A 24,667-nucleotide genomic window follows, 5' to 3' on the forward strand; every position below is an offset into this window, starting at 1 on the left:
GCCTGTTTCAGATCGCATCAAATGAAAAGGCTCGCTTTACAGATGATAGAGGCTGCTCGTTTGCTTTAGCGTGACAAATGCCGCTGACAAAATGCTACGGAACATTTCGCAAAAAATTGACACCTTCAATCGCTAAGATGTCACGATCGAACAAACCGCGAATGCCTGTCGATCGACAATCATTCCGGATAACTAGCCATCCCCCGTTCTCTTTCATCAGCGCGTGATGACCGTGGATAATGAGCCTCATCCGCTCGATGAACGCTATATCGAAGCCTACGGCCTTCGTGAAAGCACCGGCGGCGATTCCGATGCGGCGATGGTGCTGCGCTGCCCGCTGTGTGCGGGCGAACTGGCGCCGACGCATCATCAGCGGCGCGGCCATCGTTACTTCAAGCATCGGCACGAAGAAGACACGGCGCGCTGCCCGCTGACCACGCCGCACTATCAGCTCGATCGCTTCGAGATTGGTATGCGGGTACCCGACCCTCACGCCGCACGCGCGCACCGCGCGCAGTTTCTGTTCAACTGGAAGCGGCACTTCCGCATTGCGCGCCACACCGCGCCGACGCTTACGTTGGAACGCTTTACCGCGCTCGTCAAATATGCGGACGTAATGAACCTGTGGGGCTTCCCGCTGCTCGATCAACGCGACTTGCCGTATGTGCTGCTGGTGCTCGCGGGGTTTATCGCCGAGCATCGCAAGGGCGACGTCACGATGTGGACGCGCTTCTGGTTCGGCGGCCGTATTCGTTCCGCGAGCGACTTATGGCGCAATGGTGCGGCCGATGCGCAGTTGTATCGCGTGATCTATCGCGATGCGGTGCGCACGCCGTTTCCAACCGGCGCGGAAATCGTGCGTTGGGAAAGAGTCGAGCAGGTGGAGCGCGTGGCGGATCTCAAATCGCGCGGTGTCGGCCGCGCCGAGATGCGGATGTTCGACCAGTTTCTCGAAAGCGATACGGTAAGTGAAGAAGAAGATTGAGCGCTGCCGTTCGGCGCTTCGTTCAATGCGTTTTCAAGGCTTGAGTTCGAGAGGCTGCGCATTGACCTTGATGCGAAACAGCGTATAAGGCTTTTTGCGCAGATCGCTGCCGTGATTGAACTGCGCCTGACGGTTCAACTGATTCGCGGTGAAGTACAAATAGCCGTCGGTGCCGATCGACAGCGCATCGGGCCAAAGGATGCGCGGGTCGTGTGCGATCGTCACCCATGTGCCGTCGGGCAGCATCTTGCGGATGCTGTTGCGTTCGTAGTCGCCGGCGTAGACCGCGCCGCTCGCGTCGGACGTGAGCCCGTCCGATGCGCCTTTTTCGCCGAGGTCGCGCACGGTCGCTTCCACTTCGCCGTCGTCCGCATTGCGGTCGCGCAGAAACCGCGTCGCCACCGAATACAAATGCCGGCTCGACAGCGGCGAGAAGTAGAGGATATTGCCGTCCGGCGACAATGCCAGACCGTCGGCCGCGAGATGCACCGGTTGCGGCCTGCCGTCGGGTCCGTCTTCGGTCATCTCGACGCCTTCCACGACGGCAATGAACGACGGGTCGCCTTGCGTGGCCGGATGCGCTTCCAGCGTGCGCCACGCGTCGCCGCTGGCGAGATCGACGACGATAATGCAGCCCGGGCCGGCGGGCGACGAATCGGACAGATACGCGAAGCCTTCGTTGCCGTAGCGGAAATCGAAGCGCACGTCGTCGATATACGACTGCGGCAGCAATACGTTCGGCTTGAACACGATGGTCTTCACGACCTTGCTCGTCGCCAGATCGACGGCGACCAGCTTCGCGCCGCCTGGCAGCGGCGGCGCAAATTTCGGCGCGCCGGTATCGAGAATCCACAAACGGTTGCGATAGTCCGCGACGATGTTCTGCACGCTCAGCAGGCTTGCCGCCGGATGCGCCGGGTCCGGCCGATTGATCTGCGCATTCGGATACGGCACCACACGGCCGTCGACAATTTCACCAACCGTGAACGGCACGTCATCGCCCCAGCGCGGATAGTTGACGAAGAGCCGCCCATTGGGCGCTTTGGCGACACCGGTCGGCATCGCGCCATAGAATTCGTGGACCGCTTCGATATGCCCGATCGAGCGCTCCTCCGGCAGAGACGACACGACATCGTGCGCGGTCTGCGCGCAGGCGGAACCGGGTGATGCGGCAAGTGAGGCCGCGAGCAGCACCGCGACGACGGTCGCGGCTGCATACCTGTCGAAGGTCATGCTGCACTCCTCGGTGCGGGTTCGTCCGGGGTCACGCGCAGTCAATCGGTTGCGCATGCGCGCGTGGATCACCACACCCGATTGAAGCAGTTCGCCGCTCGCCGATTTGTCGCAGATGCATGTCGTTCATCGCAACGCGAACGCCGGTGAAACTGGACAGCAGCGCGGCGCGGTGCGGTCTAACATCAATGGTCTCCGGTGTACGCCGTGCGCCAACACCCGGCAATGAACTGTTGCTCGACACAAGACGGTTCGCGGTGGCTGTTACGTCTGCCGAAATCCCCCACGTGGCCGCTCACGCCCGCCGCGCAACGCGCGGGTTGAAATCGATCGGGCTTCGCCCGTTTTTTGCAAATGCATGGCCACGGGCACGTCGCCCGTCAGTCAATTGCGTTGCAGTGGAGTCGGGAAATGTTGATCGATCGAATCAGTCCGGTTTGGCGTCAGAAGGGCAAAGCGTGGCTTCAGCGTGCGCTTGGTTGGTGTGCGGCCGGTGCAGTCGTGCTCGCCGTCGCAGGCGGCGCGGCGCTGTGGCATGAACAGCACGCGGCGCATATTGAGGCCATGGCCACCGTGTCGTTGCGCGACCAGGTGTGGGATGGCCGCATCGACACGGGCGTCCAGGTGGGCGGCATCTATGCGGTCGTCAATGCGCTGAGCGGCAGTGAGGCAGCAATCGTCACCGCCGTGCGCGACTGCAACGACGGTGTCGTTTCAAACAGGCTACCGTGACCGCTTGCATCGGAGCCGCGGCGCGCGAAGCATCGTGGAGCGCGCCGAACTGCAAAGCGTTGTATTCCGGCCGTATCTGTACGATGTTCTCCCCCGACCCTTTGCGCGCCTCGGAATAAACATCAGCATCAGGCGTTTAAAAAAAAGTTGGACAAAGAAACGACGTCGGTGCCTGTGATGCGCGGTTGGCGCGCGAGCGGTGCGCAGCGTCCAGTGTCCGAAAAGAACGCGACGCAGGGGAGGCGCCGATGGCGGTTCGCGCAGCAATCGTAGGGATGGGGCGGTGGGGACAGCGGCTGACGTTGTCGATTCACGGAAGCAGCAAAATTCAATTCGTCGCGGGTGTGACGCGGCGCGTCGAGCGGGCCCAGGAATTTGCGGACCGGTACAACATTCCGCTCACGTCTCATTTCGACGATGTGATCTCGAACCGCGCAATCGATGCGGTTGTGCTCGCGACACCGCATAGCCAGCACGCCGAACAGGCGCTCGCGGCCATTGCCGCCGGCAAGCACGTGCTGTGCGAAAAGCCGCTCGCGCTCGATGCCGTTTCGGCCGAGCGTTGCATCGAAGCCGCGCAGGCGGCCGGCGTCGTGCTGGCGGTCGGCATGAACCGGCGCTTTCTGCCGGCGGTTCGCGACCTGATGACGCGTGCCCGCACCGGCGACCTCGGCACGCTGCTGCATGTCGAGGCGAACTATTCAGCGAACGCGATCGGCTTTTATCCCGCCGGATCATGGCGGCTCGATCCGTCGGAAATGCCGTGCGGCGGCTTGACGGGCCTCGGCATCAATATGATCGACGCGATGATCGAGATGCTTGGGCCGGTGCATAGCGTGGTCACCGTATCGTCGAGCCGGATGCTGCACGACATCGACGATGTCACCGCGGTGCTGATCGAATTCGCGTGCGGTGCGAGTGCTTCGCTGACCACGTCGCTCGCCACGCCGATGTGCTGGCGCTTGCAGGTGTTCGGTTCCGCCGCGCAGGCCGAATTGCGCGGTATCGCGCGGCTTGAGATCACACGGCGCAACGACTCGCCCGCGCAGGTGTTCGACTTCGCGCCGGTGGATATCGAACGCGTGGAACTCGAAGCGTTTGCCGATGCGGTGAAAGGCGTCGCGCCTTTTCCGGTTCCACTGGACGATGCGTACCATTGCGTGGCCGTATGTGAAGCGATCGTGAAGTCCGCGTCATCCGGCAGACGCGTCGTGCTTGATCCGGTGCTCGTGGCCAGCTAAGTTACTGCTGCGCGCGCGCGTGTCTGCGCACGCTCCCTGCAACCCTCGCGATCCATGCTTCGAATGCCATGAAAAACCTGTTGAAAGTTGCCGCTGTCGTGTTGTGTTGTGTCGGCGCGAGCGCGCGGGTCTATGCGGATGCGCCGGCGCTGGCCGTCAAGAACGGCGATAGCGAACACAGCTTTACCGCGGCTGAGTTGCTCGCGCGGCCGGATAATAAAAGCGTGAGCCTGACCGGAACCGCGAGCGGCGACATCTACCGTCATAAGGTTGAATATCGCGCGGTGCCGTTGCTTGCGTTGCTCGGCAATCATCTGGATGCGCACTTCGATACTGTCGAGGTGCAAGCCACCGATGGTTTTGTCAGCGAGATTCCGCTTTCACTGGTCGAACGAGGCGTGCATAACGGTGCGGTCGCCTGGGTGGCGGTTGAAGACCCCGCGCACCCTTGGCCCGCGTTGCCGAATGAAAGCGCGTCGGCCGGGCCGTTCTATCTGGTCTGGCAGTTCCCGGAGCGCTCCGGCGTGAGCCGCGAGCAATGGCCGTACAAGGTCGCGCGCATTGCGCTGGTTGAAAGCCCTGACCATCGGTGGCCGCAGCTGGCGGTGCCGGCGACGTTTGCGCACGATGCGGGCGTCAAGCGCGGCCATGATGTGTTCACGGTGCAATGCATCGCGTGTCACAAGATGAACGGCGGCGGCGCGGGCGCGGTCGGCCCGGACCTCGGGCAGCCGATGAACGTTACGCAATACTTCAAGGACGCCGGCTTGCGCGCGCTGATCCGCGATCCGCACCAGGTTCGCACGTGGCCCGAACAGCGGATGATCGGGTTCGGCCCGAACGTGATATCGGATGCCGATATCGATGCGCTGCTGAAGTATCTGCACGCGATGGCAAGCGTGAGTGCGGGCGGCGCGCGGCAGAGTTCGAGCGAGCAGTAAGCGGCGCGGGCCGTTTAGATAGACTGCCGTGCGCGGGGGCGAGTGCGAAAGCGTCGAGCGCGCGGTGAGCGGTGTGCGCTGTTGGAATAGCCGTACGCGGCCGTGAGCGCGAGTGGCGCGCGGGAAGCGTCGAACGCGCGGTGAGCCGTGTGCGCCGTTGAAATAGCCATACGCGATGACGAGTACGAGCGCCGTGCGCGGTGTGAGCCATTGAAGTACCGCACGCCGGTGACTCGGCGCAGAATCCGCCGTTTCTTACCTCCTGCCCCTTTCAAGATCTGAACGATGCGCAGCCCGGCATGGTCCGGCCGCGCTCCGCCCCGCACGCGCTGGCTGCACACGCGCCGGCAACGCCTTCCCGCGCTCAATGCATGGAACTCAAAGCTGGTATGCGCGGCACGCCATGAGCCGGCACGCCTTTAGCGGGCATACTTTCGAGCGCCTTAAAGCGTTCGGCGCACCCGATTCCCGGCGCGCGACGTCTGGAGTCCAGACATAACAACAAGCAACCAGTTTGCAACGGAGATACTTGATGCAGCCGTGGTACAGCACGATGGCGCCTGCCCAGCGCCGCACTTTCTGGGCGTGTTTTCTCGGCTGGGTGCTCGACGCAATGGACGTCCAGCTGTTCGCCTTCGTGATTCCGACGCTGCTCGGCGTGTGGGGCATGACCAAGGCGCAAGCGGGGGTGATCGGCACATCGGCGCTGGTCGCATCGGCGGTCGGCGGCGTGATCGCGGGCGTGCTGGCAGACCGGATCGGCCGCGTGCGCGTGCTGAAGCTCGCGATTCTCTGGTTCTCGCTGTTCACCGGGCTGTCGGCCTTCACGAACGGCTTCCACCAGCTGTTGCTGACACGCAGCCTGCAAGGCATCGGCTTCGGCGGCGAATGGGCGGCCGGCGCGATCCTGATCGGCGAAGTGGTCGACAAGCGCATTCGCGGCCGCGCGGTCGGCTCGGTGCAAAGCGGCTGGCCGGTCGGTTACGCGCTAGCCGCACTGGCGTACTGGGTGCTCTATAGCCTGCTGCCGGAACATCTCGCGTGGCGTGCGCTGTTTCTGCTCGGTCTCGCGCCCGGTCTGCTCGTGCTGTGGATGCGCCGCAATATCAACGAATCGGAAGCGTTCGAGGCGACCGCCCACTACCGCGAAAAGAGCGGCACGCTGCACACGTTCGGGCTGATCTTCGCGCAAGGCATGTTTGTGCGCACCGCGCTCGCATCATTGATGGCGGCCGGCGCGCTCGGCGGCAACTATACGATTCTCACGTGGCTCGTCACCTATCTGCGCGAAACGCAAAGCCTCACGGTGAACCTGACCACGATGTATCTCGCGGTCAACATCTTCGGGTCGTTCTGCGGCTACATCGGCATGGCGTACCTGAGCGACGGCATCGGGCGGCGCGCGACCTTCGCGTTGTCCGCCGCGGGCGCGACGCTGACCGTGCTCGCGTACACGCGCCTGCATCTGCCGATGTCCGCGCTGCTCGTGCTCGGCTTTCCGCTCGGGTTGTTCCAGTCCGGCATCGTGTCCGGCATGGGCGCGTGCTTTACCGAACTCTTTCCGACGCATATCCGCGCGACCGCCGGCGGCTTCTCGTACAACTTCGGCCGCGGCATCGGCTCGCTGGTGCCGGCCGCGGTCGGCATGACGAGCGTATCGCTCGGACTCGCGCCGTCGATCGGCGCGTGGGCCGCCGCATCGTACGTGGTGGTGTTTATCGTCGCGATCTTCCTTCCGGAAACCCGTAACCAGGAGCTTGAAGTTCATGTCTGACACAGCAGTCTCGCGCAACGGCGGCCGGATTCTCGTCGACGCGCTCGTTCGCAATGCCGTGGATACCGTCTATTGCGTGCCCGGCGAGAGCTACCTTCCGGTGCTCGACGCGCTGCACGATGCGCAGGGCGTGCGCACGATCGTCACGCGTCATGAAGGCGCCGCGTCGAATATGGCCGATGCGTACGGCAAGCTGACCGGCCGTCCCGGCATCTGCTTCGTCACGCGCGGGCCGGGTGCGACGCACGCGAGCAATGGCGTGCATACCGCACGCGAAGATTCGACGCCGATGATTCTGTTCGTCGGCCAGGTCGAGAGCGGTTTTGTCGGGCGGGGCGGGTTTCAGGAAGTCGATTACCGGCAGATGTTCGGCGGGCTCGCGAAGTGGGTTACCGAGATCGACAGTCTCGAGCGGATTCCGGAGATCGTTGCAAAAGCGTTCAGCGTGGCGCTGGCGGGACGGCCCGGTCCGGTGGTGATCGCGTTGCCGGAAAATGTGCTGTTCGGGTCGGGCGCCGTCGCCGATGCACCCGCTGTGCGCGTGACGCAGGCGGCGCCCGCGGCCGACACGATGGACGAATTGCGCGCGCTGCTCGCGGCGGCGCAGCGACCGCTGGTCGTGGTCGGCGGCACGGGCTGGGATGCGCACGCGAGTGCGGCGTTCAAGCGCTTTATTGTCGCGAACAATTTGCCGGTGGCCGCGTCGTTCCGCCGCCAGGATCTGTTCGACAATCGCGATCCGCATTATGTCGGCCAGCTCGGGCTCGGTGTGTCGCCGAAGCTTGCCGAGCGTGCGCGCGAAGCGGACCTGTTGCTCGTGGTCGGCTCGCGGCTCGCGGAAACGACGTCGTCGGGCTACACCATCGTGCAAAGCCCGGCGCCGCGGCAAACGCTGGTTCATGTTCATCCGGATCCGCAGGAACTGGGGCGCACGTATCAGGCGCGCTTGCCGATCAACGCGGGCATGCGTGAGTTCGCGCATGCGCTCGACAAGCTCGAACCGGTCATCTCGCCGTGGCGCGCGTGGACCGAAGCGGCGCGCGCCGACTATGTCGTGCATTCGACGCCGCCGCAGCCGAGTGCGGAAATCAAAGGGGTCGATCTCGCGCAAGTGGTCGCGCATCTGAACGACGTGCTGCCCGACGATGCGGTGATTGCGAACGGCGCGGGTAACTACACGGTCTGGGTGCATCGCTTCTACCGTTATCGCCGGCCGGCCACCGAGCTTGCGCCGACCAATGGCGCGATGGGCTACGGCTTTCCCGCGGCGATTGCGGCGAAGCTCCAGGACCCGGCGCGCACAGTCGTCTGTTTTGCCGGCGACGGCTGCTTCATGATGTACCCGCAGGAACTCGCGACGGCCGTGCAGTTCGGCGCGCCGCTGGTTGTGATTGTCGTGAACAACGGCATGCTCGGTACGATTCGCATGCACCAGGAGCGCGAGTATCCGGGGCGTGTGTCGGCCACCGATCTGGTCAATCCGGATTTCGTTGCGTTCGCAAAGGCTTTCGGCGCGCATGCGGAGCGTGTCGAGCGCACCGAAGATTTTCCGGCTGCATTTGAACGCGCACAGCGGGCGGGCGTTGCTGCGTTGATCGAATTGCGTATGGATCCGCGGCAGATTACGCCGGTTAGCCGCCTGAACGGTTGAGCGCGCCGGCCGCCGAATGCAAGGTCGTGCCGGGCCATGCGCCGCGGCCGATCAATTCGGCGGCCTGCGCACGGATCAGGTGCGCAACATCCCACAGTCCTTCCGGCATCACACGGTTCTGCGGCCACGCCAGCGCGACATCGCGTTTGATCACCGGGTTGTGCAGCGGGTAGCACTTCAGACGCTGCGCCGCGACCTCTTCGATCACCGATGCCCACGGCAAGACCGTGCATCCGCAGTTTTCGAGCACGAGGCGCTTGGTAATCGAAATCGAGCCGTCGCATTCGAGCGCGATATCCGGCGTAAAGCCGTGCTTTGCGGCTAGCGTCTCGACCAGCACGCGCAAGCCGTGATGCGTGCTCGGCAGGATCAGCGGCACCTTGCCGAGCGTGCGCACGTCGACCGGGCCTTCGGGTTGCGTGAAGCTCGCCGGCGTGACGAGGCAGACCTGCTCCGACAGCAGCAGGTCGAACTGCGTCGCGCCCGGATGCTCAGGCACGTACATGATTGCCAGATCCACTTCGCCGTCGGCGAGCCAGCCGAGAATATGGCTCGCGAGGCCTTCGATAAAACGCACGCGGGTGTTCGGATAGCGCGCTTTCAGTGTATGGCCGAGGCTGCCGAACATGATCCGCGCGACGGTCGGCTGCGCGGCGATGCACAGGCGCGCGGGGCCGAGGCCGACGGTGCTGCGCATCGCGTCGCGTGCTTCGTGCAGCGTGCGCTCAAGTGTGCTTGCGTAGCCGAGCAGCTGTTCGCCGTGTTCGGTCAGCCACACGCCGCGGCCGCTGCGCCGGAAGAGCCGGACGCCGAGCTCCGTTTCGAGCATGCCGATGCGCCGGCTGATGGTCGACTGGTTGGCGCCCAATTCCATCGCCGCGCGCGAAATGCTGCCCGCCTTGGCGACGCGCGCGAACAGTTCGAGGTCGTCTGAGTTCATGGACGGCTTTCGTTGTGTGGCCCGCTCGCTCGTGTAGCGGCTGGCTCGGGCGCCGCGCGACGCCGGTCCGCTGATCCACGGACCTGCATGGCCACGCGCCGCCGAGGGGCGTCGAAAGCTGGATGATAGAGCAGATTGCGCGACGGGACGCCCGCCGCGCCGTTAGCGCACGGGCGGCATCCTGTCGTTGAGCGCGGCGATGGCGCGCTCCATCGCGCCGTCGCCGATCGGTATGTTCAGCAGACGAAGTGTCGCTTCGACGCCCGCGAGGCAGCCGAGAATCATCGCTTCGTTGATGCTGCCCAAGTGCCCGATGCGGAACACCTTGCCGTTGTGCGGCCCGAGGCCGCCTGCCAACGCGACGTGGAAGCGCTCGCGCGCAAGGGTGTAAATCTGCGCCGGGTCGATGCCTTCGCGCACACCGATCGCGGTAATCGACGCCGAGCGCGCCGACGGTTCCTGCACCATCAGCCAGAGCGCGCCATGCTCGCCCCAGCATTCGACCGCGGCGTGGACCGCACGCGCAATGCGCGCGTGCCGCGCGAATACCGCGTCGTAGCCTTCGCGCTCGATCATGCCGAGCGACACTTCGAGTCCCATCAGGTGACTCTCGGGCGGCGTGCCGCAGAACTTGCGATAGCCGATCGGGCTTTTGCGGGCATTCCAGTCCCAGTACACGCGCGGCGTGCGATTGTCGCGCGCGGCGTTCATCGCCCTGGCATCGACGGCGGTAAACGACATGCCCGGCGGCAGCATCAGTGCCTTTTGCGACGCGCCGATCGCGACGTTGACGCCCCATGCGTCCATCTGGAAAGGCGTTGCCCCGAGCGACGCGACCACGTCCACGACGAGCAGCGCCGGATGCTGCGCGCGGTCGATGGCCTGCCGCACTTGCTGGATATCGCTGGTGACGCCGGTCGACGTATCCGTTTGCACGGCAAACACGGCGACGATCTCGTGCGCGTTATCCGCACGCAGCGCCGCTTCGATCAGCGCCGGGTCGATCGGTGAACCGGCGCGCGCCGCGGTGCGAATCGCTTTCGCGCCGCAGCCTTCGGCGGCTTGCGCCCACGTCTCGCCGAAGTGTCCGCTGCCGGCGACGAGCACCTTGCCGCCGGGCGGCAGCAGGTTGACGATGGCCGCTTCCCATGCACCGTGGCCGTTCGCCGTGTACATCATCACGTCGGCGTGCGCGGTGTTGAGCAGTCGCTGCAGCCCGCGCTCGCAGTTCTCGACGACCGCGGCAAGGCGCGGGTCGTTCAGATCGAACGGTTGCGCGCTCATCGCGTTGCGTACGAGGTCCGGCACATGCGTCGGGCCGGGCGTATGGAGAAGTTTGATGCCAGCCGTCGCGGGAAGATTCGGGTTCATGGCGCTGATCTGTTCTGTCGTTGCAAAGTTAGCGCGCCCGTGAGTCATGTGTTTGCAGAGCGGCGTTTGCACAGCGCTGTTTGCAAAGCGGTGTCGCACAGCGAACCCCGCGGCGCGGCGCGGTGGTTCGCTGCCGGGTTCAGGCCTCGGTGCGCAGTTTTGCGAGCGACGCCATAAACAATTGTACCGATGCCTGAACAAACATCGGATCGAAGCCGAGGAACAGGTCGTTCACGCCGAGGCGCATCGCTTCGGCCGCCTGTTCGGGCGTGATCGCAAACGACGCGAGCCGCGGGCGTTTCGCCTTGATCTTGCGCATCACTTCTTCGATGGTCTTGCGCACTTCCGGATGGTTCGGGCCGTCGCTGTAACCCATATTCACCGACAGATCGAACGGCGCCGGAATCGCGCCCGTCACGCCTTCGAGATCGAGGATCGCGTCGAGGTCGCGCACCGCGCCCGGATGTTCGATCAGCACATACACATTGGTTTCCGCGTTGGCCCGCTTTGCATAGTCGAGCATATTGGTTTGCCACTGATACTGCGTGCGGAACGGTCCCCAGCCGCGGATGCCTTTGGGCGGATATTTCGCGTAAGAGACCGCGTCTTCCGCGTCTTTCAGGCATGTGACCATCGGCACGATGATGCTTTTCGCGCCGGTGTCGAGCGCAAGCTTGATTTGCGCGGCGTCGTTGTGCGTGACGCGAATCCATGCTTCGGCGGGCGTGCCGATGGTCGCTGTGACCATTCTGTAAGCCGTTTCGATCGAGATCGGACCGTGCTCCATATCGATCAGCACATAGTCGAAGCCCGCGTGGGCAAACATCTGCACGAGTTCCGGGGACGGCGACGTGACACCGATTCCGAGCGTCACGCCCTCCGGTTTTTGCAGCGCGTTGGCGAGGTAGGCCGACGGATTGGCAGGACTCTTTTGCATCAGATGACTCCTCTACGTGAACGGGGCGACCGTGGTCGGGTGGACGGGGCTCTATCCCGATAACACGTAGCGGGGCTGAATTAGTCCAGGCAATTTGTACACAGTGAGCGCTTACGGGCTGCTATCGGTGAGGTAACCTTCGGATGTGCGCTCACTTTCCTTTTCGCACAGCATCCGCGCGCTTCGTGCACGTGTGTGTGGATCTTTGTCGTGTGTGCCAAGATTCGACAGGTAGCGTGTTCCGATCTGCCAAAGCGGTTCGCGCGGTGTATCTATCTGTCGATCCGCAAAATCGTGCAATCGTGCAATCGTGCCCGGTGGTTCTTGTGGCCGCTCCTTAACCGGTTTGAATGGAAAGTATGAGCAATAGCGAGCGTCATACATTTGTTCTCGTGCCCGGCGGCTGGGTCGGCGGGTGGGCGTGGCGACACGTCCTTGCGGCGCTGCGCAAGCGCGGCCACGAGGCATCGGCGCCGACGTTGACGGGCCTTGGCGAGCGAAGCCACGTAGGCAACGACGTGGCGGGCCTCGGCACACATATCGAAGACGTCGTCGCGCACCTGGAAATGGAAGACCTGCAAAACGTGACGCTGGTCGGATGGAGCTATAGCGGCGTGGTCGTCACCGGCGCGTTGGGCCGCTTGTTGACGAGAGTCGCATCGGTCATCTATCTGGACGCGTTTGTGCCGGAGCACGGCAAGGCGTTTGTCGATTATATGAACGCCAATGTGCGCCAGATAATGGAAGGGTTCAGGCAGCAGAACAAGGCTGTTCCGCCGCTGCCGCTCGAGTATTTCAAGCTGACGGATCCGTCGGTTGTTCAGTTCATCACGCCCCGATTCAGACATCACCCATGGCGAGCGCTTTTCGAGCCTGCCATGGTGTCGCCCGAGGCGTCGAGCATTCCGAAAGCGTATATCCGCTGTGTCAGGCACACACAGCCCGCGCTAGATGAAGCATTCGAGCGCGCCGCAGCGGCGGGTGCACGCACCGCGACTATCGACGCGGATCATTTTGCCCCGCTCACCGCCGCGGAGCTGACGGTCGATACGCTGATCAGATTCGCTTGAGCCGCTAGCGTTCGAACTGCGCCTGAACAAACGCCCCCATCGACTCAAGCGATTGCTGCCCCGCATCGAGCTGCTGATAAAACAGGCTCCACGCGTGAATCATGTCGGGCCAGACATCGAGCACCACGCGCACGTCCGCCTGTGCCGCGCGGCGTGCGAGCCGCGTCGAATCGTCGAGTAGCGTTTCCGCGGTGCCGACCTGGATCAGCATCGGCGGCAGGCCGTTCAGGTCCGCGTAGAGCGGCGACGCGAGCGGCGTGCGCGGGTCCGCGCCGCTCAGATAAGCGGCGGCCGCTTCGAGCAGATACGGTTTCTGGATCAACGGGTCCACGTCCGCTTTCGATTCGATCGATTCGCCGGTCATGCCCAGATCGGTCCACGGCGAACTCAACCATGCGCAGGCGGGAAGCGCGACGCCCATCTGGCGCAGCGACACGAGCATGGCCAGCACCAGTCCGCCGCCCGCGCTTTCGCCGGCGAGAACAATGCGCGAGGGCGCGTAGCCTTGCGTCAGCAGAAAACGATAGGCGGTGAGCGCATCTTCCAGCGCTGCGGGAAACGGGTGCTCCGGTGCGAGCCGGTAGGCGAGTGCAAGCGTGCGGACTCGCGCGACGCGCCCGATTTGCGCGACCATATGTCGATGCGTGGCAATGCTGCCGGAAATATAAGCGCCGCCATGCAGGAACAGCACCACGCGTGCCGGATCGGCGGTGGGGGTGATCGTCCATTCGGCCGGCACGCCGTCGGCGTCGACGGTTTCGATCTGAACGTCGGGCGGAATCGTGTAGCGGCCGACCAGGTTCAGCAGGCGCGCGCGTCGCTCGGCGAGTCCAACCGGACGTGGCTGCGAGACCAGCATATCGCGAACGGCATTGATCTGCGGATTAGCCATCTTCGCTCTCCTGACGGGCGCACGCCGGCAGTATGCCACGCTGCATGCATGGCGCGAGCCGCTCAGTCCGCGCCCGTCAGCGACACGATAAAGTCGAGAAATACGCGGGTTTTGGCGGGCACATGATGCCGCGACGGATGGTACGCATAGAGCGGAAAGCGTTCATCCGTCCAGTCCGGAAACAGATTGACGAGCCGGCCCTCGCGAATCAGCGGCTCGGCAACAAAGAGGAGCATCTGCGCAATGCCAAAGCCTCCGAGACATGCATCGAGCAATGCGCTCGGTTCGTTGACCGTGAGCCGGCCGTTGGTCGGCACGATCGTCTTTTTGCGCTTGCGGTGGAATTCCCACGCGTAGGGCTTGCCGGTTTCAGGGTTGCGAAACTCGAGGCATCGATGGGTGCTCTGACTCAACGCTTGCGGCTCCGCCGGGCGTCCGTGGCGTGCGATATACGCGGGCGCCGCGACGGTGACGACCGGCGTGTCCAGCAACTTTCGCGCGACCAGGCTCGAACTGCGCGGTTCGCCGAATCGCACGGCCAGATCGAAGCCGTCCGTGATCAGATCGCCCAGGTGGTCGCGTGCGATGAACTCGAGATCGAGGTCGGGGTGCGCTTCCATAAACGCATCGAGCTGCGGGCCCAGCACGATTCGCGACACGACAGGGTCGAGATTGACGCGCAGCTTGCCTCTTACCGTGACCGCGCCGCCGGCCGCGGCGGCCGCGGCTTCTTCCATGCCGCGCAAGTGCGGCATCACCTGTTCGTAGAAGCGCCGGCCTTCCTCGGTGAGCGACACGGAGCGCGTCGTGCGATGAAAGAGCCGTATTTTCAGCCTCTTTTCGAGGCGGGCAATCGCGCGGCTCACGCCGGGCGGCGTCATCTCCAGCAGTTCGGAGGCCGCCGCGAACGTGCCGGTGTCGACGACGGCGGCAAATACGCCAATGCCGCTCGATAGATTCTCGCTGCTCGATCTCATGTGCGCGGTGCTCCGGTCGGCTTGTGTGTCATCTGGCCAAGGATGCGGCCAAGGCTAACATGACGCGGGGCTTAGCCTCGCGCCTGCACGATCTCGTCGAGTGCGCTTCTGATCGACGCAATCAGTTCAGGCCATCCGGCCGGCCCCTGTCGAAACAGGTACATGTCCTTCGGATACCACGGCGATTGAGCGCCCGCGCGGCGCCAGCGCCAGTCCACGCCGGTCTTCGGCAACATCAGCCAGCATGCGACGCCCAGCGCGCCGGTCAGGTGAACGATCGCGGTGTCGACCGCGATAACGAGGTTCAGTTGGGCGATGATTGCCGCGGTGTCGGCGAAATCGCGGATGTCCTTGCCGAGACACACAACGTGTTCGCGCAAGCCGCTTGCTGCTACTTCGAGTTCAGCGTCGCCGGTTTGCAGGCTCACGAACGAAACGCCGTCGATCGATAACAACGGTGCGAGTTCGGCGAAGTGCGGCAACGAGCGTGCGGCATCGTTGTTGTGCCCGGGGTTGCCCTTCCAGACGAGACCGACACGCAGCTTTCCTTCGGGAAGCCGCGCTTTCCATTGTTCCATCCGTTGCGCGTATACGCCGAGATACGGAATGCGCGCGGGAATCGATTGGATGGTTGTGCCGAAAAGACGCGGCAGGCTCATCAGCGATTCCCAATAGTCGTGCACACGCAATTCGCGCGGATCGGTCACGACGGAATCGATGCCTTCCACCGTTCGCAGCAACGCGCCGAGTTCCGGTTTGCAGGCAACCGTCAATTGCGTTGCGCCTAAGGCTTTCAACAGCGGCGCATAGCGGACAAACTGGATCGTGTCGCCATAGCCCTGTTCCGGCATTAACAGCACCGACTTGCCGTTCAACGGCTCGCCGGCCCATTTGGGGAAGGGCAGTGTGCCGTGCTCCTGAAACAGCGGGCCGCGTGCTTCATATAGCGGCCAGGCCTCCGCATAACGGCCGTCGGCGAGCAGTAGCAGCGCGAGATTGAAGCGGGCTTCGTGCAGCTCGGGATTGAATTCGATGGCTTTACGATAGGCCGCTGCCGCTTCGTCGAAGCGGCCGAGCGTGTCTAGCGTATCGGCGAGATTGGCGTGAATCTCGCCGCAGTCGGCCCAATATTGCAGTGCGATCCGGTAGTGCTGTTCGGCTTCGTGAAGCTGACCGGCGCGACGCAGGTCGTTGGCTGTGTCGTTATGCGTGACCGCTTTGTCCTGGTCGCTTTCGGACGGTTGACGGTTGCGAGTCGGGGTGCGCAGGGCGATGCGGAAAAGTTGGGTGATCATGTCGGGCCGCGTTGTCAGCGCTGCCGACGCATTCGGCAAGCTGGGGTCGATGCCGCTTGCAGGCGGTGGTCAACGGCCGTTTATTAAACCACACCGCGCGCAGCGCCAGACATGGCGTCGAAAGTTTGCTGCTGGCCGGCTTCGGCGGCCATCCGGTATCCTTCGATTATTCATTCCGTTCCATGCTGACCGCTATGCCACAAGCCGTTCCTCCCGACCTTTCCGACGACGCGGGACGTGGCAAGTCGCTGGCAAGACGTTACCCGCGCGGAACACGGATCGACCCGCATGCGCATGCCTGGGCCCAGGTGCTTTATGCGGTCAACGGCGTGATGTGGGTCGAGGTCGGGCAGGAAGCGCTCGTCGTACCGCCGCAGCGCGCGGTCTGGCTGCCTCCGCAGACGCTGCATTCGATCCGGATGATGAGCGCGGTCGAAATGCGCAATGTGTACCTGCGGGGAGCCGACGTGCAACACCTGAGCCGATCGGCCGAGGTGTTCGAGGTGAACGGTCTGCTGCGTGAACTGATCACGACGCTTGCGGAGCGTGAGGCCGAGCGCGACCAGCACTACCTCGACATCGGGTATCAGCTCGTCGCGCTGGAGCTTGCGCATGCGGCGCGCTATTCGCTGCGTATTCCGCTGCCCGATGCGTCGGATCGGCGGCTCGATGCGCTTTGCCGCGCGGTCATCGAGAATCCGTCCGTCGACATCAGCTTTGAGCAGCATGCCGAAACGGTGGGCGCGAGTGTCAGGACGCTCGCGCGGCTCTTTTCGCGCGCGCTTGGGCTTGGCTTTGCCGAATGGCGGCGCCAGATTCAACTGGCGATCGCGTTGTCCCGGCTCGCGGAAGGACAGTCGGTCGGTGCGGTTGCGCATGCGCTCGGCTATCGTCTGAGCAGCTTCAGCGATATGTTCCGCCGCGAACTCGGCGTGCCGCCAAGCGAATTCGCCGGGCATGAAACGCTTGCCGGCGCGGCCGGCGGAACCGCCGAACTCGAACCCGAACCCTAAGCACCGGGCCGCTTGTCAGAAACTCGAAACTTCTTGTCCTGATGAGCCGCGATCTCCACCCTAAACTTTCTCCTGTAGCTGCTCGCAACCCAATGCACATGCAGCGTCCACTGATCAAGGAGCAAGGTTATGAAGGCCGTTCAATTCAAATCGTTTGGTGAACCGGACGTGCTGGAATACGTCGAGCTCGACACGCCGCATGCCGATGCTGCGAACGCGGTCGTGCGTGTGAAGGCCGCGTCAGTCAACCCGAGCGATGTCAAGAATGTGTCCGGGCATTTTTCGCATACCGTGCCGCCTCGCGTGCCGGGCCGCGATTTTAGCGGCGTGGTGGTCGACGGTCCGGCGCAATGGATAGGCGCGGAAGTGTGGGGCACCGGCGGCGATATCGGTTTTACGCGTGACGGCACGCATGCGGAATTCATTCGGGTTCCCGTTGCGTCGCTTGTGCGTAAGCCGGCGAATCTGAGCCACGAACAGGCCGCATCCATCGGTGTGAATTTCATCGTCGCGTGGCTCGGCACGGTCGAATACGCGAAGCTCGCCGCGGGCGAGACCGTCGCGGTAGTCGGCGCGTCGGGCGGGGTGGGCGGCGCGGTCACGCAAATCGCGAAGGCGCGCGGGGCTCGCGTGATTGCGGTGGATCGCCACGAGCCGGATCCGACGTCGCCCGCGGGCCGTCTGATTGACGGCTACGTGCAGATCGGCGACGACACCGCCGCGCGCGTCAAGGCGCTGACGGATGGTGGCGCTGACGTGGTGTTCGATGCGGTGGGCGGCGTCGCATTCGAGCTTGCGCTCGGTCTGGCGAAACGGCGTGGACGGCTCGTCGAAATCAGTGCGACCGGCAAGCGGCGCGTTGAATTCGATCTGATCGATTTCTATCACAACGAGACGCAACTGTTCGGCGCGGATAGCGCGAAACTGGGCGTCGCGGAATCGGCGCCGATGCTGCAAGCGCTGGTCGACGGTTTCGAGCAACGGCGCTTCGAGCCGCCGGTGATTGCGCAATCGTTCGCGCTGGCCGATGCGAAGCTGGCGTACGCAGCCGTTGCCGCCGGAACGCGCGGACGCGTGGTTCTGCAGATGTAAGCGGGCGATGGCTCTTCCCACACCCGTTGGAGCACGACATGAAAGCCTATATCGTTTCGCTCGCCGTCGGCGTACTGGTCGGATTGATTTACAGCGCGATCAACGTCAAGTCGCCGGCGCCACCGACAATCGCGCTGGTGGGTTTGCTCGGCATGCTGGCGGGTGAACACGTGATTCCGTTCGCCCGGCAACTGATGACGTACTTCGCGGGCTGAGCGGCGTGCGGCGCCCTCCGGCTATCGGGAAGCCGGTTGTGTTTCGGCTTCCCGCCCCGCGCTCATGTTTGACAGCGTTGTGCGCTATGCGTGCGCTTTTGCGCCGACATGCTGGTCAAGCCACGCAAGCAGTTCGCGATTCACGAACGACGGGTTTTCAAGGCACGAAATATGGCCGGCATCAGGCACCAGCACGTGCCGGCAGCCAATGGTCTCGGCCATGTGGATTGCTTCCGCCGGCGGACGCGGAATGTCCAGCTCGCCGCACATCACGAGCGTGGTGGCCGGATCGAGCGCGGCAAGCTTCGCCGTCTCGTCGGCGCGGTTAAAGATGAGCCGGCCGAGCGGCACGATCGACTGTCTGAGCTGATCGGCCGAGAACGACGCCAGCGCGCGTTTGAACGACACGATCAGCTCGCCGTCGGGCGGCGCGCCGCGGCGGAAAAACAATGGCGCAACCACGTCGATCATCGGTGCCGGCAACTGCCCGAGTGACTCGATCGTGTTGAACATCTGGGTGTATTGCGCGAGCGTCGCGGCAGGTTCCGTACCGCGGTCCGAGTCCATGATGACAAGCGCCTTGACGCGCTTCGGTTCTCGCAACGCAAGTTCGGATCCCCACATCCCGCCGACCGACAGGCCGATCACCGCGCACGCTTCGATCTTGAGCGCGTCCAGGAGCTCGCTGGCTTGTGCGGCGAGATCGCCGAAGTGACGGGTGGCGGCGGGCATCGGCCCGGATTGGCCGTGGCCCCACAGGTCCGGCACGATGACCTGATACCGCTGTGTCAGCGCTTCGATTTGCGGCTGCCACATGGCCGAATCCCACAAATAACTGTGTCCGAGCAGCACCGGAAACCCGCTGCCGTGGACCTGATAGTGCAACTGCTGCCCTGCGATGTGAATGAATGGCATGCTGATAGGCGCGCGCTTGCGCGAAATGAAAATACGGAGGTGTCACCGCTTGATGCCGCTTGATCCGGCTTTATCCCGCTTGATCCGCAGGTCGCTTTGAACGGTGTGGTTCGGTGGGCGGAACCCGGTCTGCGTCTGGCAAAGCAAAGAAGCGCTTCGATTTGCAAGCATACAATAGAAGACGATTTTGCTTTCGGAAGCCGACAGCACGCAGTCGCACAGCGCGCGGTTGACGCCGCAAGGGGCGTCAGGATTGGACACTTCACACAAGGCGGATCCGGCCGATATCCGATGCGATGCACGGTTGGCGCCGCCATGTGCGCGATACTTGAAACGCGCGATCAAACCGCGTGTTAAAGCTTTCAACGAAGCTGGCAATAGACATTCGATAACGAATTCTATGCGCTGCGTTCAACAGGGCATACGCAGAATGCATTAGACCGCGCGCATTTTGACCTGTAGATTGCCGCTGTGCCGCGCGTCGTGCGAGGCGCTCGGCAACGGGTATCAAGAGACTTGGCCTGCGCACATCGCGGCAGTGATTTCTCGACAATACTTCGCTAATCATTCCGCAGTGCTTGAAGCATAAAAGAAATGAAAGTCTGGTTTCGAAGTTGGCTGTTTTCCGTGGCAGTGGTGGTTTCGCCGGTTGCACATGCTGATAACGTGGTCGTTCTCGACTCGGGCGAAGCCCGATTGAATCTGATCGATGAAAATAGCCGCAAGGTGGTCGAGACATTGCCCGCGGGCAAGGAACCCCATCACCTGATGATCACGCCCGATGGCAAAACGTTGATCGTCGCAAACTCCATTTCCGACAACCTGATGTTTCTGGACCCCGTGTCGGGTCATGTAAAAGGCTGGCTGCAGGACATCGAAGATCCATACCAGCTTGGCTTCTCACCTGATAGTCGCTGGTTCGTGACCAACGCCCTGAGACTCGACCGGGTGGACATCTATCATTACGACGGGCAGCACTTCACATTGGCTGGGCGTATCCCGCTTGAAAAAATGCCAAGCCACATGACGTTCTCGACGGATAACCGCACGGTATTCGTCACGCTGCAGGAATCGGGAGAAGTGGCCGCCATCGATCTCCCCACTCAGACAGTCAAATGGAAACTCCATGTGGGTGAAGATCCAGCCGGACTCTGGATGACTCCGGGGGACCGCTATCTGCTCATCGGTATGACTGGCGAAGACGATGTCGCCGTAGTGGACTGGCGCAACCCGCGCGTGGTCAAGAAGATTCATACCGGCCGGGGCGCACATAACTTTCGGAATCTCGACGACGGCCGTCATGTGGCGGTGACCAACCGGGTCGACAGCACCATCAGCCTGATCGACTACACGACGCTGACGAATGATGGCGATATCACGCACCTGATGCCGGGTCCCGACGACATGGAGCTTTCGCATGACAAGCGCTTTCTGTGGGTGACGTTCCGATTCTCGAGGCATGTCGGAATTATCGACCTGACACAGCGCAAGCTTGTCGACACCATCGCTGTCGGACGATCGCCGCATGGGATTTTCATGGCCGACCGGGCGCCTGTGTACGCGCCGAACCCTGATTAGGCGATGTTCTGTTCAACCGCCTCATGTGTTGCTCACTGCCTGCGCAATGGTTACTGAGATCCTTTCCCAGCTGGATGGACTGATCGCTTCGATCCAGACCAACCTGTACGTTGACGTGGTTCAGCCCGTTCTCTTCCATACGCATCTGATGGACTATGACGAGGACATCTATGATGCGCTCTACTGGGTCATCGTCGCTGTATTTGAAATCGTCGTCACCTATGCGGTCCTGCGTCCACTGGAAGCGCTAAGACCGATCGAGAGGTGGTCCGATCGAAAGTCCGTGCGAGCGGACGTCTGGTACACCTGGATAGCAAAACTCGGCATCGTGAACATGCTGTTTTTTGTTTTCCTTCAGCCGTTCTTCAATCATCTCGAGACGTGGATGCAGGTCCACAATGTCTGGAACGTCAACCTCGACGAGATGTGGCCGGGCGTGACCGATCAACCGGTTGTTTCGTTTCTCCTCTATCTCGTCGCGTTGGACTTTGCAGGGTACTGGTACCACCGTTGGCAACATCGCTTTGGTGTCTGGTGGGAATTGCATGCCGTCCATCACAGTCAGCGGCAGATGTCGCTCTGGAATGACGATCGCAACCATTTTGTCGATGATGTCATCCAGGCCGCGTTCCTGGCAGCACTTGCGTTGCTGATCGGCGTGCAGCCCGGGCAATTCGTGGTGCTGGTCGCGATCAGCAATGGCTTGCAGAGCGTTCAGCACGTCAATGCACGCCTTCGCTATGGCTGGATGCTGGAACGGTTGATTGTCAGTCCGACCTTTCATCGACGCCATCATGCGATGGAGTATGGACACACCGGCACCGCGTATGGATGCAACTTTGGGGTGCTGCTCCCGTGGTGGGATATGCTGTTCAAAACCGCGTCCTGGGACAGGAGCGTCGAGCCCACCGGAATTACCGATCAACTGGCCGGCGCCGCAGGACCGGGTCGCGCTTATGGAGAGGGTGTGTGGGCACAGCAATGGCTGGCGCTCGAGCGTATCTATGTTCGAGTTCGCCGCGCAGTGCGGCGCGCGCCCGCGACCGAAGCAGCATAAGAAATGACAATGGAGAAAATCCAGGCGCGATCGGCAGCGGCGGCACCTGCCATTCTGCAAGGCATCAAGCGCTACTTCGCGGCCAATCCGTCTCTAGCTCGCCGGTCCACGGTCTGAACGGCTCTGCCCGGCCCACCATGCTTTGCACATTCCACCACGCGCGCGCGCGCGTGGTGGGAACCCTATCCAACAGGGTCTCGTGCCTGACGATTACTGCGACTGTTGCCCGGCAGCCTGCAGAATCAGATTCGCCACTTCTTGAGGATGCGACACCAACGACAGGTGGCTCGATTTGATTTCAATGGTGTGCGCCTTCATACGGTGCGCCATGAAACGCTCGAGATCCGGATTGATGGTGCGATCTTCCGTGGATACCGCGTACCAGGTGGGCTTGTCGTGCCAGGCCGCAACGGTGGTTTTGGCGGTTGTAATGGCTTTACCCATCGGCTGCTGTACGGCATAGAGCACTTCCGCTTCCGATTTCGGCAAATCGCCGCCGAAGTCTTTGACGAACGCCTCTTCGGACAACTTGCCGTAGCCGTCCGATGACCATTTCAAACCGGCCGAAGCGGGAGCAGCCGGAAACTTGTGCGCCAATGCGGGATAGTCTTCGCCGGCGTCGGGTGCGCGTGCCGCGATGTACACGAGACCCGTGACTTTGGGATCATCGCCCGCTTGACTCATCACCATGCCGCCGTACGAGTGCGCGACCAGCAGCGTGGGTCCATCCTGCTCAGCCAACGCGCGTTTGACGGCGTCGACGTCCGCATCCAATGACGTTGTCGGGTTCTGCACGGCCGTCACATGAAAACCTTTTGCCTGCAGTAGCGGGATCACCTTTGCCCAACTGGATCCATCGGCATAAAGACCGTGTATGAGCACGATGTTATGCACAGGAGTCGGAGCGGTTGCCGCATCGCTTTGAGCCCAGGCGGTATTGCCGGTCAGCGCGGCGGACGCGAGGGTCAAGGCTGCGCCTAGCAGACGAAGTTTCATTTCAGTTTCCTTGGATGACTATGGAGGTGGTGTTGCATCCCCGCAAACGGCATTGCTGACGGGATATTCCGTTTCGCTGATTGATTGTGCCTATCATGCATATAGGAGATTGAGGCCTTAAAGCTTGCAAGTGCGAAAGAATCTGGATGTGCTGTCGTTTGGCGCTTGCAAGTGTGGCCCGCGTGTCGGGCAGATCGTAACGATGCCTAGAACCGATGCCGCATACCCAACACGATCAGCAACTGACGGTTGTTCGATGACGCGGGTACGTTGAACATCGATGCATTGAACACCGCCATGCCGCCGCCGCCGGTAACGACCTGATAGAAGCTCTCGAGATACACATCCGTTCTGACGCTGAACGAGTAGTCCGCCTGCACGATGGCCTCGTGCCATGTCGGGTCGAGATGCGCAGTCGCCGAACCGAAATGCCCATCGGTCAATGTGTATGCCGCGGCGAGACTCAACGCGGGCGTCACATAGTATCGGCCGTTGATTTCAAAGTTGTCGAACCGGAGATCGTTGCCTATGAGGGGCGCGAGACTGCCGCTTTGCCACACGCTGGTGACATTGTCGGTCGACGAATGCGTCCAGACGAAGCCGACGGATGAGCGCCCGAAATTGTATTTCGCGCCGACGCCCCAGATTTGTTCACGCCCGCCGGTGATAACCGCATCGCCGTCGGCAGAGGTGATGGCGCCACTCGCGTTCAGATCGGCAGCAGGAGTCGCGGACCGGTCGATCTGCTCGAAAGCCGCTGCGAAGGAGACCGGCCCATTCGCATAGCGGGCGCCGAAACTGTAAGCCCGATTGTTGGAAAACTCGCCCGCTTCGTTCGAGAAACCATACATACCGCCAGCCTGCAGGCCGCGGTAGTTGAGGCTGTCGAATCTGATCGAGTTCTGGATGCTCGTATGACGGATCATGTCGTCATTGTCGAACGGGTGGTCCGCAAGGTTGCCGCCCCATCCAATCCCTTCGGCACTAAGCGGCGATACGTACTCGGACATGAAAGAGTAACGCCGCCCGAGGGTGACCGTGCCATAGCTCTTCGAGCTCAAGCCGACAAAGGATTGCCGGCCGAAGAGTGCGCCTGTATTGCTGAGCTTGCCGTTGGCACTGGAAAAGCCGTCTTCAAGATCGAAGATGGCGCTAAGACCATTGCCGAGATCCTCTTTTCCGCGAAAGCCGACGCGCGAACCGCTGATGCCGCCGCTGTTCATTTCGATGCCGCTATGCCCTCCCTGCGCGGTGTTCTCGTTATTTCCGTAAATCAACGCTGTATCGATGATGCCGTAGAGTGTCACGCTGCTTTGTGCATGGGCGGTTCCCGCCGATATTGACAACACCGCAGCCACAACTGCCGTTCTGGTTAGTTTCTCTTTCACTTTCGAATTACAGGATGCTGCTGACAAGCCAGCTACATTGATGTGTGGCGATGCCGGCAGACAGATGCTGTGCCGTTCTCATCGCCCCCCGAAGATGCAAAGCGCATCGACTGTAGCAAGTGGCGAATTTATCAACAAGCACAGTTAGCCGAACATTTGAGGGTGACAGCGAATTGCGTTCGAATAGCGCGTCAATTTCTTTCATTGAGAAATACTAAATAGCGTGAATTGCAGGCGATAAAGCGGCTTGATGAAACATTGCTTGTAATTCGCTATTGTCTGCAGGTCGGTCAGGCGTTTGACAATTTGCCTGCTGCTATATGAACTGCACCGCTTGCTGATCCACGTCGTGATTGTCAGCGACACAAACGATA

General features: G+C 62.3%; 23 protein-coding genes. 12 read left to right on the forward strand and 11 right to left on the reverse strand.

The genetic code is table 11. From position 1 onward, the window contains the following. Window positions 1–226 precede the first annotated feature (226 nt). A complete protein-coding gene (locus HV675_RS02525) occupies window positions 227–985 on the forward strand; it encodes a hypothetical protein (protein ID WP_175109168.1) in 759 nt (252 codons plus the stop codon). A gap of 33 nt (window positions 986–1,018) precedes the next feature. On the opposite strand, the gene HV675_RS02530 is transcribed toward HV675_RS02525, so the two are convergent. After that, window positions 1,019–2,218 carry an L-dopachrome tautomerase-related protein gene (locus HV675_RS02530; RefSeq protein WP_175109169.1) on the reverse strand — a complete coding sequence of 400 codons (1,200 nt, stop codon included), beginning with the start codon at window positions 2,216–2,218 and terminating at the stop codon, window positions 1,019–1,021. 414 nt (window positions 2,219–2,632) lie between these two features. Here HV675_RS02530 and HV675_RS02535 point away from each other — a divergent pair, with 414 nt between their 5' ends. From HV675_RS02535 to HV675_RS02555, 5 genes are all read left to right on the forward strand, one after another. After that, window positions 2,633–2,950, forward strand: coding sequence for a hypothetical protein (locus HV675_RS02535; protein WP_175109170.1), 318 nt, complete (start codon window positions 2,633–2,635; stop codon window positions 2,948–2,950). 248 nt (window positions 2,951–3,198) lie between these two features. Further along, window positions 3,199–4,191 (forward strand): Gfo/Idh/MocA family protein, encoded by a 993-nt coding sequence (locus HV675_RS02540; RefSeq protein ID WP_175109171.1) that lies wholly within the window; start codon window positions 3,199–3,201, stop codon window positions 4,189–4,191. 68 nt (window positions 4,192–4,259) lie between these two features. After that, window positions 4,260–5,132 (forward strand): c-type cytochrome, encoded by an 873-nt coding sequence (locus HV675_RS02545; protein WP_175109172.1) that lies wholly within the window; start codon window positions 4,260–4,262, stop codon window positions 5,130–5,132. Window positions 5,133–5,664: 532 nt separating this feature from the next. Continuing rightward, a complete protein-coding gene (locus HV675_RS02550; protein ID WP_175109173.1) occupies window positions 5,665–6,906 on the forward strand; it encodes an MFS transporter in 1,242 nt (413 codons plus the stop codon). Further along, window positions 6,899–8,557, forward strand: coding sequence for a thiamine pyrophosphate-binding protein (locus HV675_RS02555; protein WP_175109174.1), 1,659 nt, complete (start codon window positions 6,899–6,901; stop codon window positions 8,555–8,557). The genes HV675_RS02550 and HV675_RS02555 overlap by 8 nt, the downstream gene beginning before the upstream one ends. Here the strand turns inward: HV675_RS02555 and HV675_RS02560 are convergent. The 3 genes from HV675_RS02560 to HV675_RS02570 all read right to left on the reverse strand — a co-directional run bounded on the left by HV675_RS02560 (window position 8,538) and on the right by HV675_RS02570 (window position 11,805). After that, complete coding sequence (locus HV675_RS02560) at window positions 8,538–9,497, reverse strand: LysR family transcriptional regulator (RefSeq protein WP_175109175.1); 960 nt, start codon at window positions 9,495–9,497, stop codon at window positions 8,538–8,540. The two genes, HV675_RS02555 and HV675_RS02560, sit on opposite strands and share 20 nt — an antisense overlap. Window positions 9,498–9,659: 162 nt before the next feature. Further along, window positions 9,660–10,868: a pyridoxal-phosphate-dependent aminotransferase family protein gene (locus tag HV675_RS02565; RefSeq protein WP_175109176.1), complete on the reverse strand. Its 1,209-nt coding sequence runs from the start codon at window positions 10,866–10,868 to the stop codon at window positions 9,660–9,662. 139 nt (window positions 10,869–11,007) lie between these two features. Further along, window positions 11,008–11,805 carry an HpcH/HpaI aldolase family protein gene (locus tag HV675_RS02570; protein ID WP_175109177.1) on the reverse strand — a complete coding sequence of 266 codons (798 nt, stop codon included), beginning with the start codon at window positions 11,803–11,805 and terminating at the stop codon, window positions 11,008–11,010. A gap of 359 nt (window positions 11,806–12,164) precedes the next feature. On the opposite strand from HV675_RS02570, the gene HV675_RS02575 reads away from it, so the two are divergent. Continuing rightward, the gene (locus tag HV675_RS02575; RefSeq protein ID WP_175109178.1) at window positions 12,165–12,875 is read left to right on the forward strand and encodes an alpha/beta fold hydrolase; all 711 of its coding nucleotides are present in this window, start codon (window positions 12,165–12,167) and stop codon (window positions 12,873–12,875) included. A 4-nt stretch (window positions 12,876–12,879) separates the two neighbouring features. Here HV675_RS02575 and HV675_RS02580 read toward each other — a convergent pair whose 3' ends face one another. The 3 genes from HV675_RS02580 to HV675_RS02590 all read right to left on the reverse strand — a co-directional run bounded on the left by HV675_RS02580 (window position 12,880) and on the right by HV675_RS02590 (window position 16,039). Continuing rightward, window positions 12,880–13,767, reverse strand: coding sequence for an alpha/beta hydrolase (locus tag HV675_RS02580; RefSeq protein ID WP_175109179.1), 888 nt, complete (start codon window positions 13,765–13,767; stop codon window positions 12,880–12,882). A 62-nt stretch (window positions 13,768–13,829) separates the two neighbouring features. Beyond that, window positions 13,830–14,744 carry a LysR family transcriptional regulator gene (locus HV675_RS02585; protein WP_175109180.1) on the reverse strand — a complete coding sequence of 305 codons (915 nt, stop codon included), beginning with the start codon at window positions 14,742–14,744 and terminating at the stop codon, window positions 13,830–13,832. A gap of 71 nt (window positions 14,745–14,815) precedes the next feature. Next, on the reverse strand, window positions 14,816–16,039 hold the full coding sequence (locus HV675_RS02590) for a tetratricopeptide repeat protein (protein ID WP_175109181.1): 1,224 nt from the start codon (window positions 16,037–16,039) through the stop codon (window positions 14,816–14,818). Window positions 16,040–16,233: 194 nt separating this feature from the next. Here HV675_RS02590 and HV675_RS02595 point away from each other — a divergent pair, with 194 nt between their 5' ends. The 3 genes from HV675_RS02595 (at window position 16,234) to HV675_RS02605 (ending at window position 18,359) form a co-directional block, all read left to right on the forward strand. Next, on the forward strand, window positions 16,234–17,052 hold the full coding sequence (locus HV675_RS02595) for an AraC family transcriptional regulator (RefSeq protein ID WP_175109182.1): 819 nt from the start codon (window positions 16,234–16,236) through the stop codon (window positions 17,050–17,052). A gap of 129 nt (window positions 17,053–17,181) precedes the next feature. Beyond that, the gene (locus HV675_RS02600; RefSeq protein ID WP_175109183.1) at window positions 17,182–18,144 is read left to right on the forward strand and encodes a quinone oxidoreductase family protein; all 963 of its coding nucleotides are present in this window, start codon (window positions 17,182–17,184) and stop codon (window positions 18,142–18,144) included. Window positions 18,145–18,182: 38 nt separating this feature from the next. Beyond that, window positions 18,183–18,359, forward strand: a complete 177-nt coding sequence (locus HV675_RS02605; RefSeq protein ID WP_175109184.1) for a DUF1427 family protein — start codon at window positions 18,183–18,185, stop codon at window positions 18,357–18,359. Between the two features lie 84 nt (window positions 18,360–18,443). Here the strand turns inward: HV675_RS02605 and HV675_RS02610 are convergent, their stop codons facing one another. Further along, window positions 18,444–19,274: an alpha/beta fold hydrolase gene (locus HV675_RS02610; RefSeq protein WP_175109185.1), complete on the reverse strand. Its 831-nt coding sequence runs from the start codon at window positions 19,272–19,274 to the stop codon at window positions 18,444–18,446. A gap of 42 nt (window positions 19,275–19,316) precedes the next feature. Beyond that, complete coding sequence (locus HV675_RS02615; RefSeq protein ID WP_175109186.1) at window positions 19,317–19,652, reverse strand: hypothetical protein; 336 nt, start codon at window positions 19,650–19,652, stop codon at window positions 19,317–19,319. Between the two features lie 216 nt (window positions 19,653–19,868). On the opposite strand from HV675_RS02615, the gene HV675_RS02620 reads away from it, so the two are divergent. Continuing rightward, on the forward strand, window positions 19,869–20,852 hold the full coding sequence (locus tag HV675_RS02620) for a YncE family protein (RefSeq protein WP_175109187.1): 984 nt from the start codon (window positions 19,869–19,871) through the stop codon (window positions 20,850–20,852). A gap of 46 nt (window positions 20,853–20,898) precedes the next feature. After that, window positions 20,899–21,909 carry a sterol desaturase family protein gene (locus tag HV675_RS02625; protein ID WP_175109188.1) on the forward strand — a complete coding sequence of 337 codons (1,011 nt, stop codon included), beginning with the start codon at window positions 20,899–20,901 and terminating at the stop codon, window positions 21,907–21,909. Between the two features lie 210 nt (window positions 21,910–22,119). On the opposite strand, the gene HV675_RS02630 is transcribed toward HV675_RS02625, so the two are convergent. Together HV675_RS02630 and HV675_RS02635 are read right to left on the reverse strand one after the other, a co-directional pair. Further along, a complete protein-coding gene (locus tag HV675_RS02630) occupies window positions 22,120–22,905 on the reverse strand; it encodes an alpha/beta hydrolase (RefSeq protein ID WP_175109189.1) in 786 nt (261 codons plus the stop codon). A 206-nt stretch (window positions 22,906–23,111) separates the two neighbouring features. Continuing rightward, entirely contained in the window at window positions 23,112–24,293 is a 1,182-nt protein-coding gene (locus HV675_RS02635; RefSeq protein ID WP_246270067.1) for a porin, read from the reverse strand. Window positions 24,294–24,667: the final 374 nt, after the last annotated feature.

Origin of the sequence: Paraburkholderia solisilvae (genome assembly GCF_902859875.1) — a bacterium.
Classification (GTDB): Bacteria; Pseudomonadota; Gammaproteobacteria; order Burkholderiales; family Burkholderiaceae; genus Paraburkholderia; species Paraburkholderia solisilvae.

What these genes read in the sequence shown, in the direction of transcription:
- HV675_RS02525 (WP_175109168.1), top strand. Translation starts at nt 227, where the DNA reads ATGACCGTGGATAATGAGCCTCATCCGCTCGATGAACGCTATATCGAA.
- HV675_RS02530 (WP_175109169.1), bottom strand. Translation starts at nt 2,218, where the DNA reads ATGACCTTCGACAGGTATGCAGCCGCGACCGTCGTCGCGGTGCTGCTC.
- HV675_RS02540 (WP_175109171.1), top strand. Translation starts at nt 3,199, where the DNA reads ATGGCGGTTCGCGCAGCAATCGTAGGGATGGGGCGGTGGGGACAGCGG.
- HV675_RS02545 (WP_175109172.1), top strand. Translation starts at nt 4,260, where the DNA reads ATGAAAAACCTGTTGAAAGTTGCCGCTGTCGTGTTGTGTTGTGTCGGC.
- HV675_RS02550 (WP_175109173.1), top strand. Translation starts at nt 5,665, where the DNA reads ATGCAGCCGTGGTACAGCACGATGGCGCCTGCCCAGCGCCGCACTTTC.
- HV675_RS02555 (WP_175109174.1), top strand. Translation starts at nt 6,899, where the DNA reads ATGTCTGACACAGCAGTCTCGCGCAACGGCGGCCGGATTCTCGTCGAC.
- HV675_RS02560 (WP_175109175.1), bottom strand. Translation starts at nt 9,497, where the DNA reads ATGAACTCAGACGACCTCGAACTGTTCGCGCGCGTCGCCAAGGCGGGC.
- HV675_RS02565 (WP_175109176.1), bottom strand. Translation starts at nt 10,868, where the DNA reads ATGAACCCGAATCTTCCCGCGACGGCTGGCATCAAACTTCTCCATACG.
- HV675_RS02570 (WP_175109177.1), bottom strand. Translation starts at nt 11,805, where the DNA reads ATGCAAAAGAGTCCTGCCAATCCGTCGGCCTACCTCGCCAACGCGCTG.
- HV675_RS02575 (WP_175109178.1), top strand. Translation starts at nt 12,165, where the DNA reads ATGAGCAATAGCGAGCGTCATACATTTGTTCTCGTGCCCGGCGGCTGG.
- HV675_RS02580 (WP_175109179.1), bottom strand. Translation starts at nt 13,767, where the DNA reads ATGGCTAATCCGCAGATCAATGCCGTTCGCGATATGCTGGTCTCGCAG.
- HV675_RS02585 (WP_175109180.1), bottom strand. Translation starts at nt 14,744, where the DNA reads ATGAGATCGAGCAGCGAGAATCTATCGAGCGGCATTGGCGTATTTGCC.
- HV675_RS02590 (WP_175109181.1), bottom strand. Translation starts at nt 16,039, where the DNA reads ATGATCACCCAACTTTTCCGCATCGCCCTGCGCACCCCGACTCGCAAC.
- HV675_RS02595 (WP_175109182.1), top strand. Translation starts at nt 16,234, where the DNA reads ATGCCACAAGCCGTTCCTCCCGACCTTTCCGACGACGCGGGACGTGGC.
- HV675_RS02600 (WP_175109183.1), top strand. Translation starts at nt 17,182, where the DNA reads ATGAAGGCCGTTCAATTCAAATCGTTTGGTGAACCGGACGTGCTGGAA.
- HV675_RS02605 (WP_175109184.1), top strand. Translation starts at nt 18,183, where the DNA reads ATGAAAGCCTATATCGTTTCGCTCGCCGTCGGCGTACTGGTCGGATTG.
- HV675_RS02610 (WP_175109185.1), bottom strand. Translation starts at nt 19,274, where the DNA reads ATGCCATTCATTCACATCGCAGGGCAGCAGTTGCACTATCAGGTCCAC.
- HV675_RS02620 (WP_175109187.1), top strand. Translation starts at nt 19,869, where the DNA reads ATGAAAGTCTGGTTTCGAAGTTGGCTGTTTTCCGTGGCAGTGGTGGTT.
- HV675_RS02625 (WP_175109188.1), top strand. Translation starts at nt 20,899, where the DNA reads ATGGTTACTGAGATCCTTTCCCAGCTGGATGGACTGATCGCTTCGATC.
- HV675_RS02630 (WP_175109189.1), bottom strand. Translation starts at nt 22,905, where the DNA reads ATGAAACTTCGTCTGCTAGGCGCAGCCTTGACCCTCGCGTCCGCCGCG.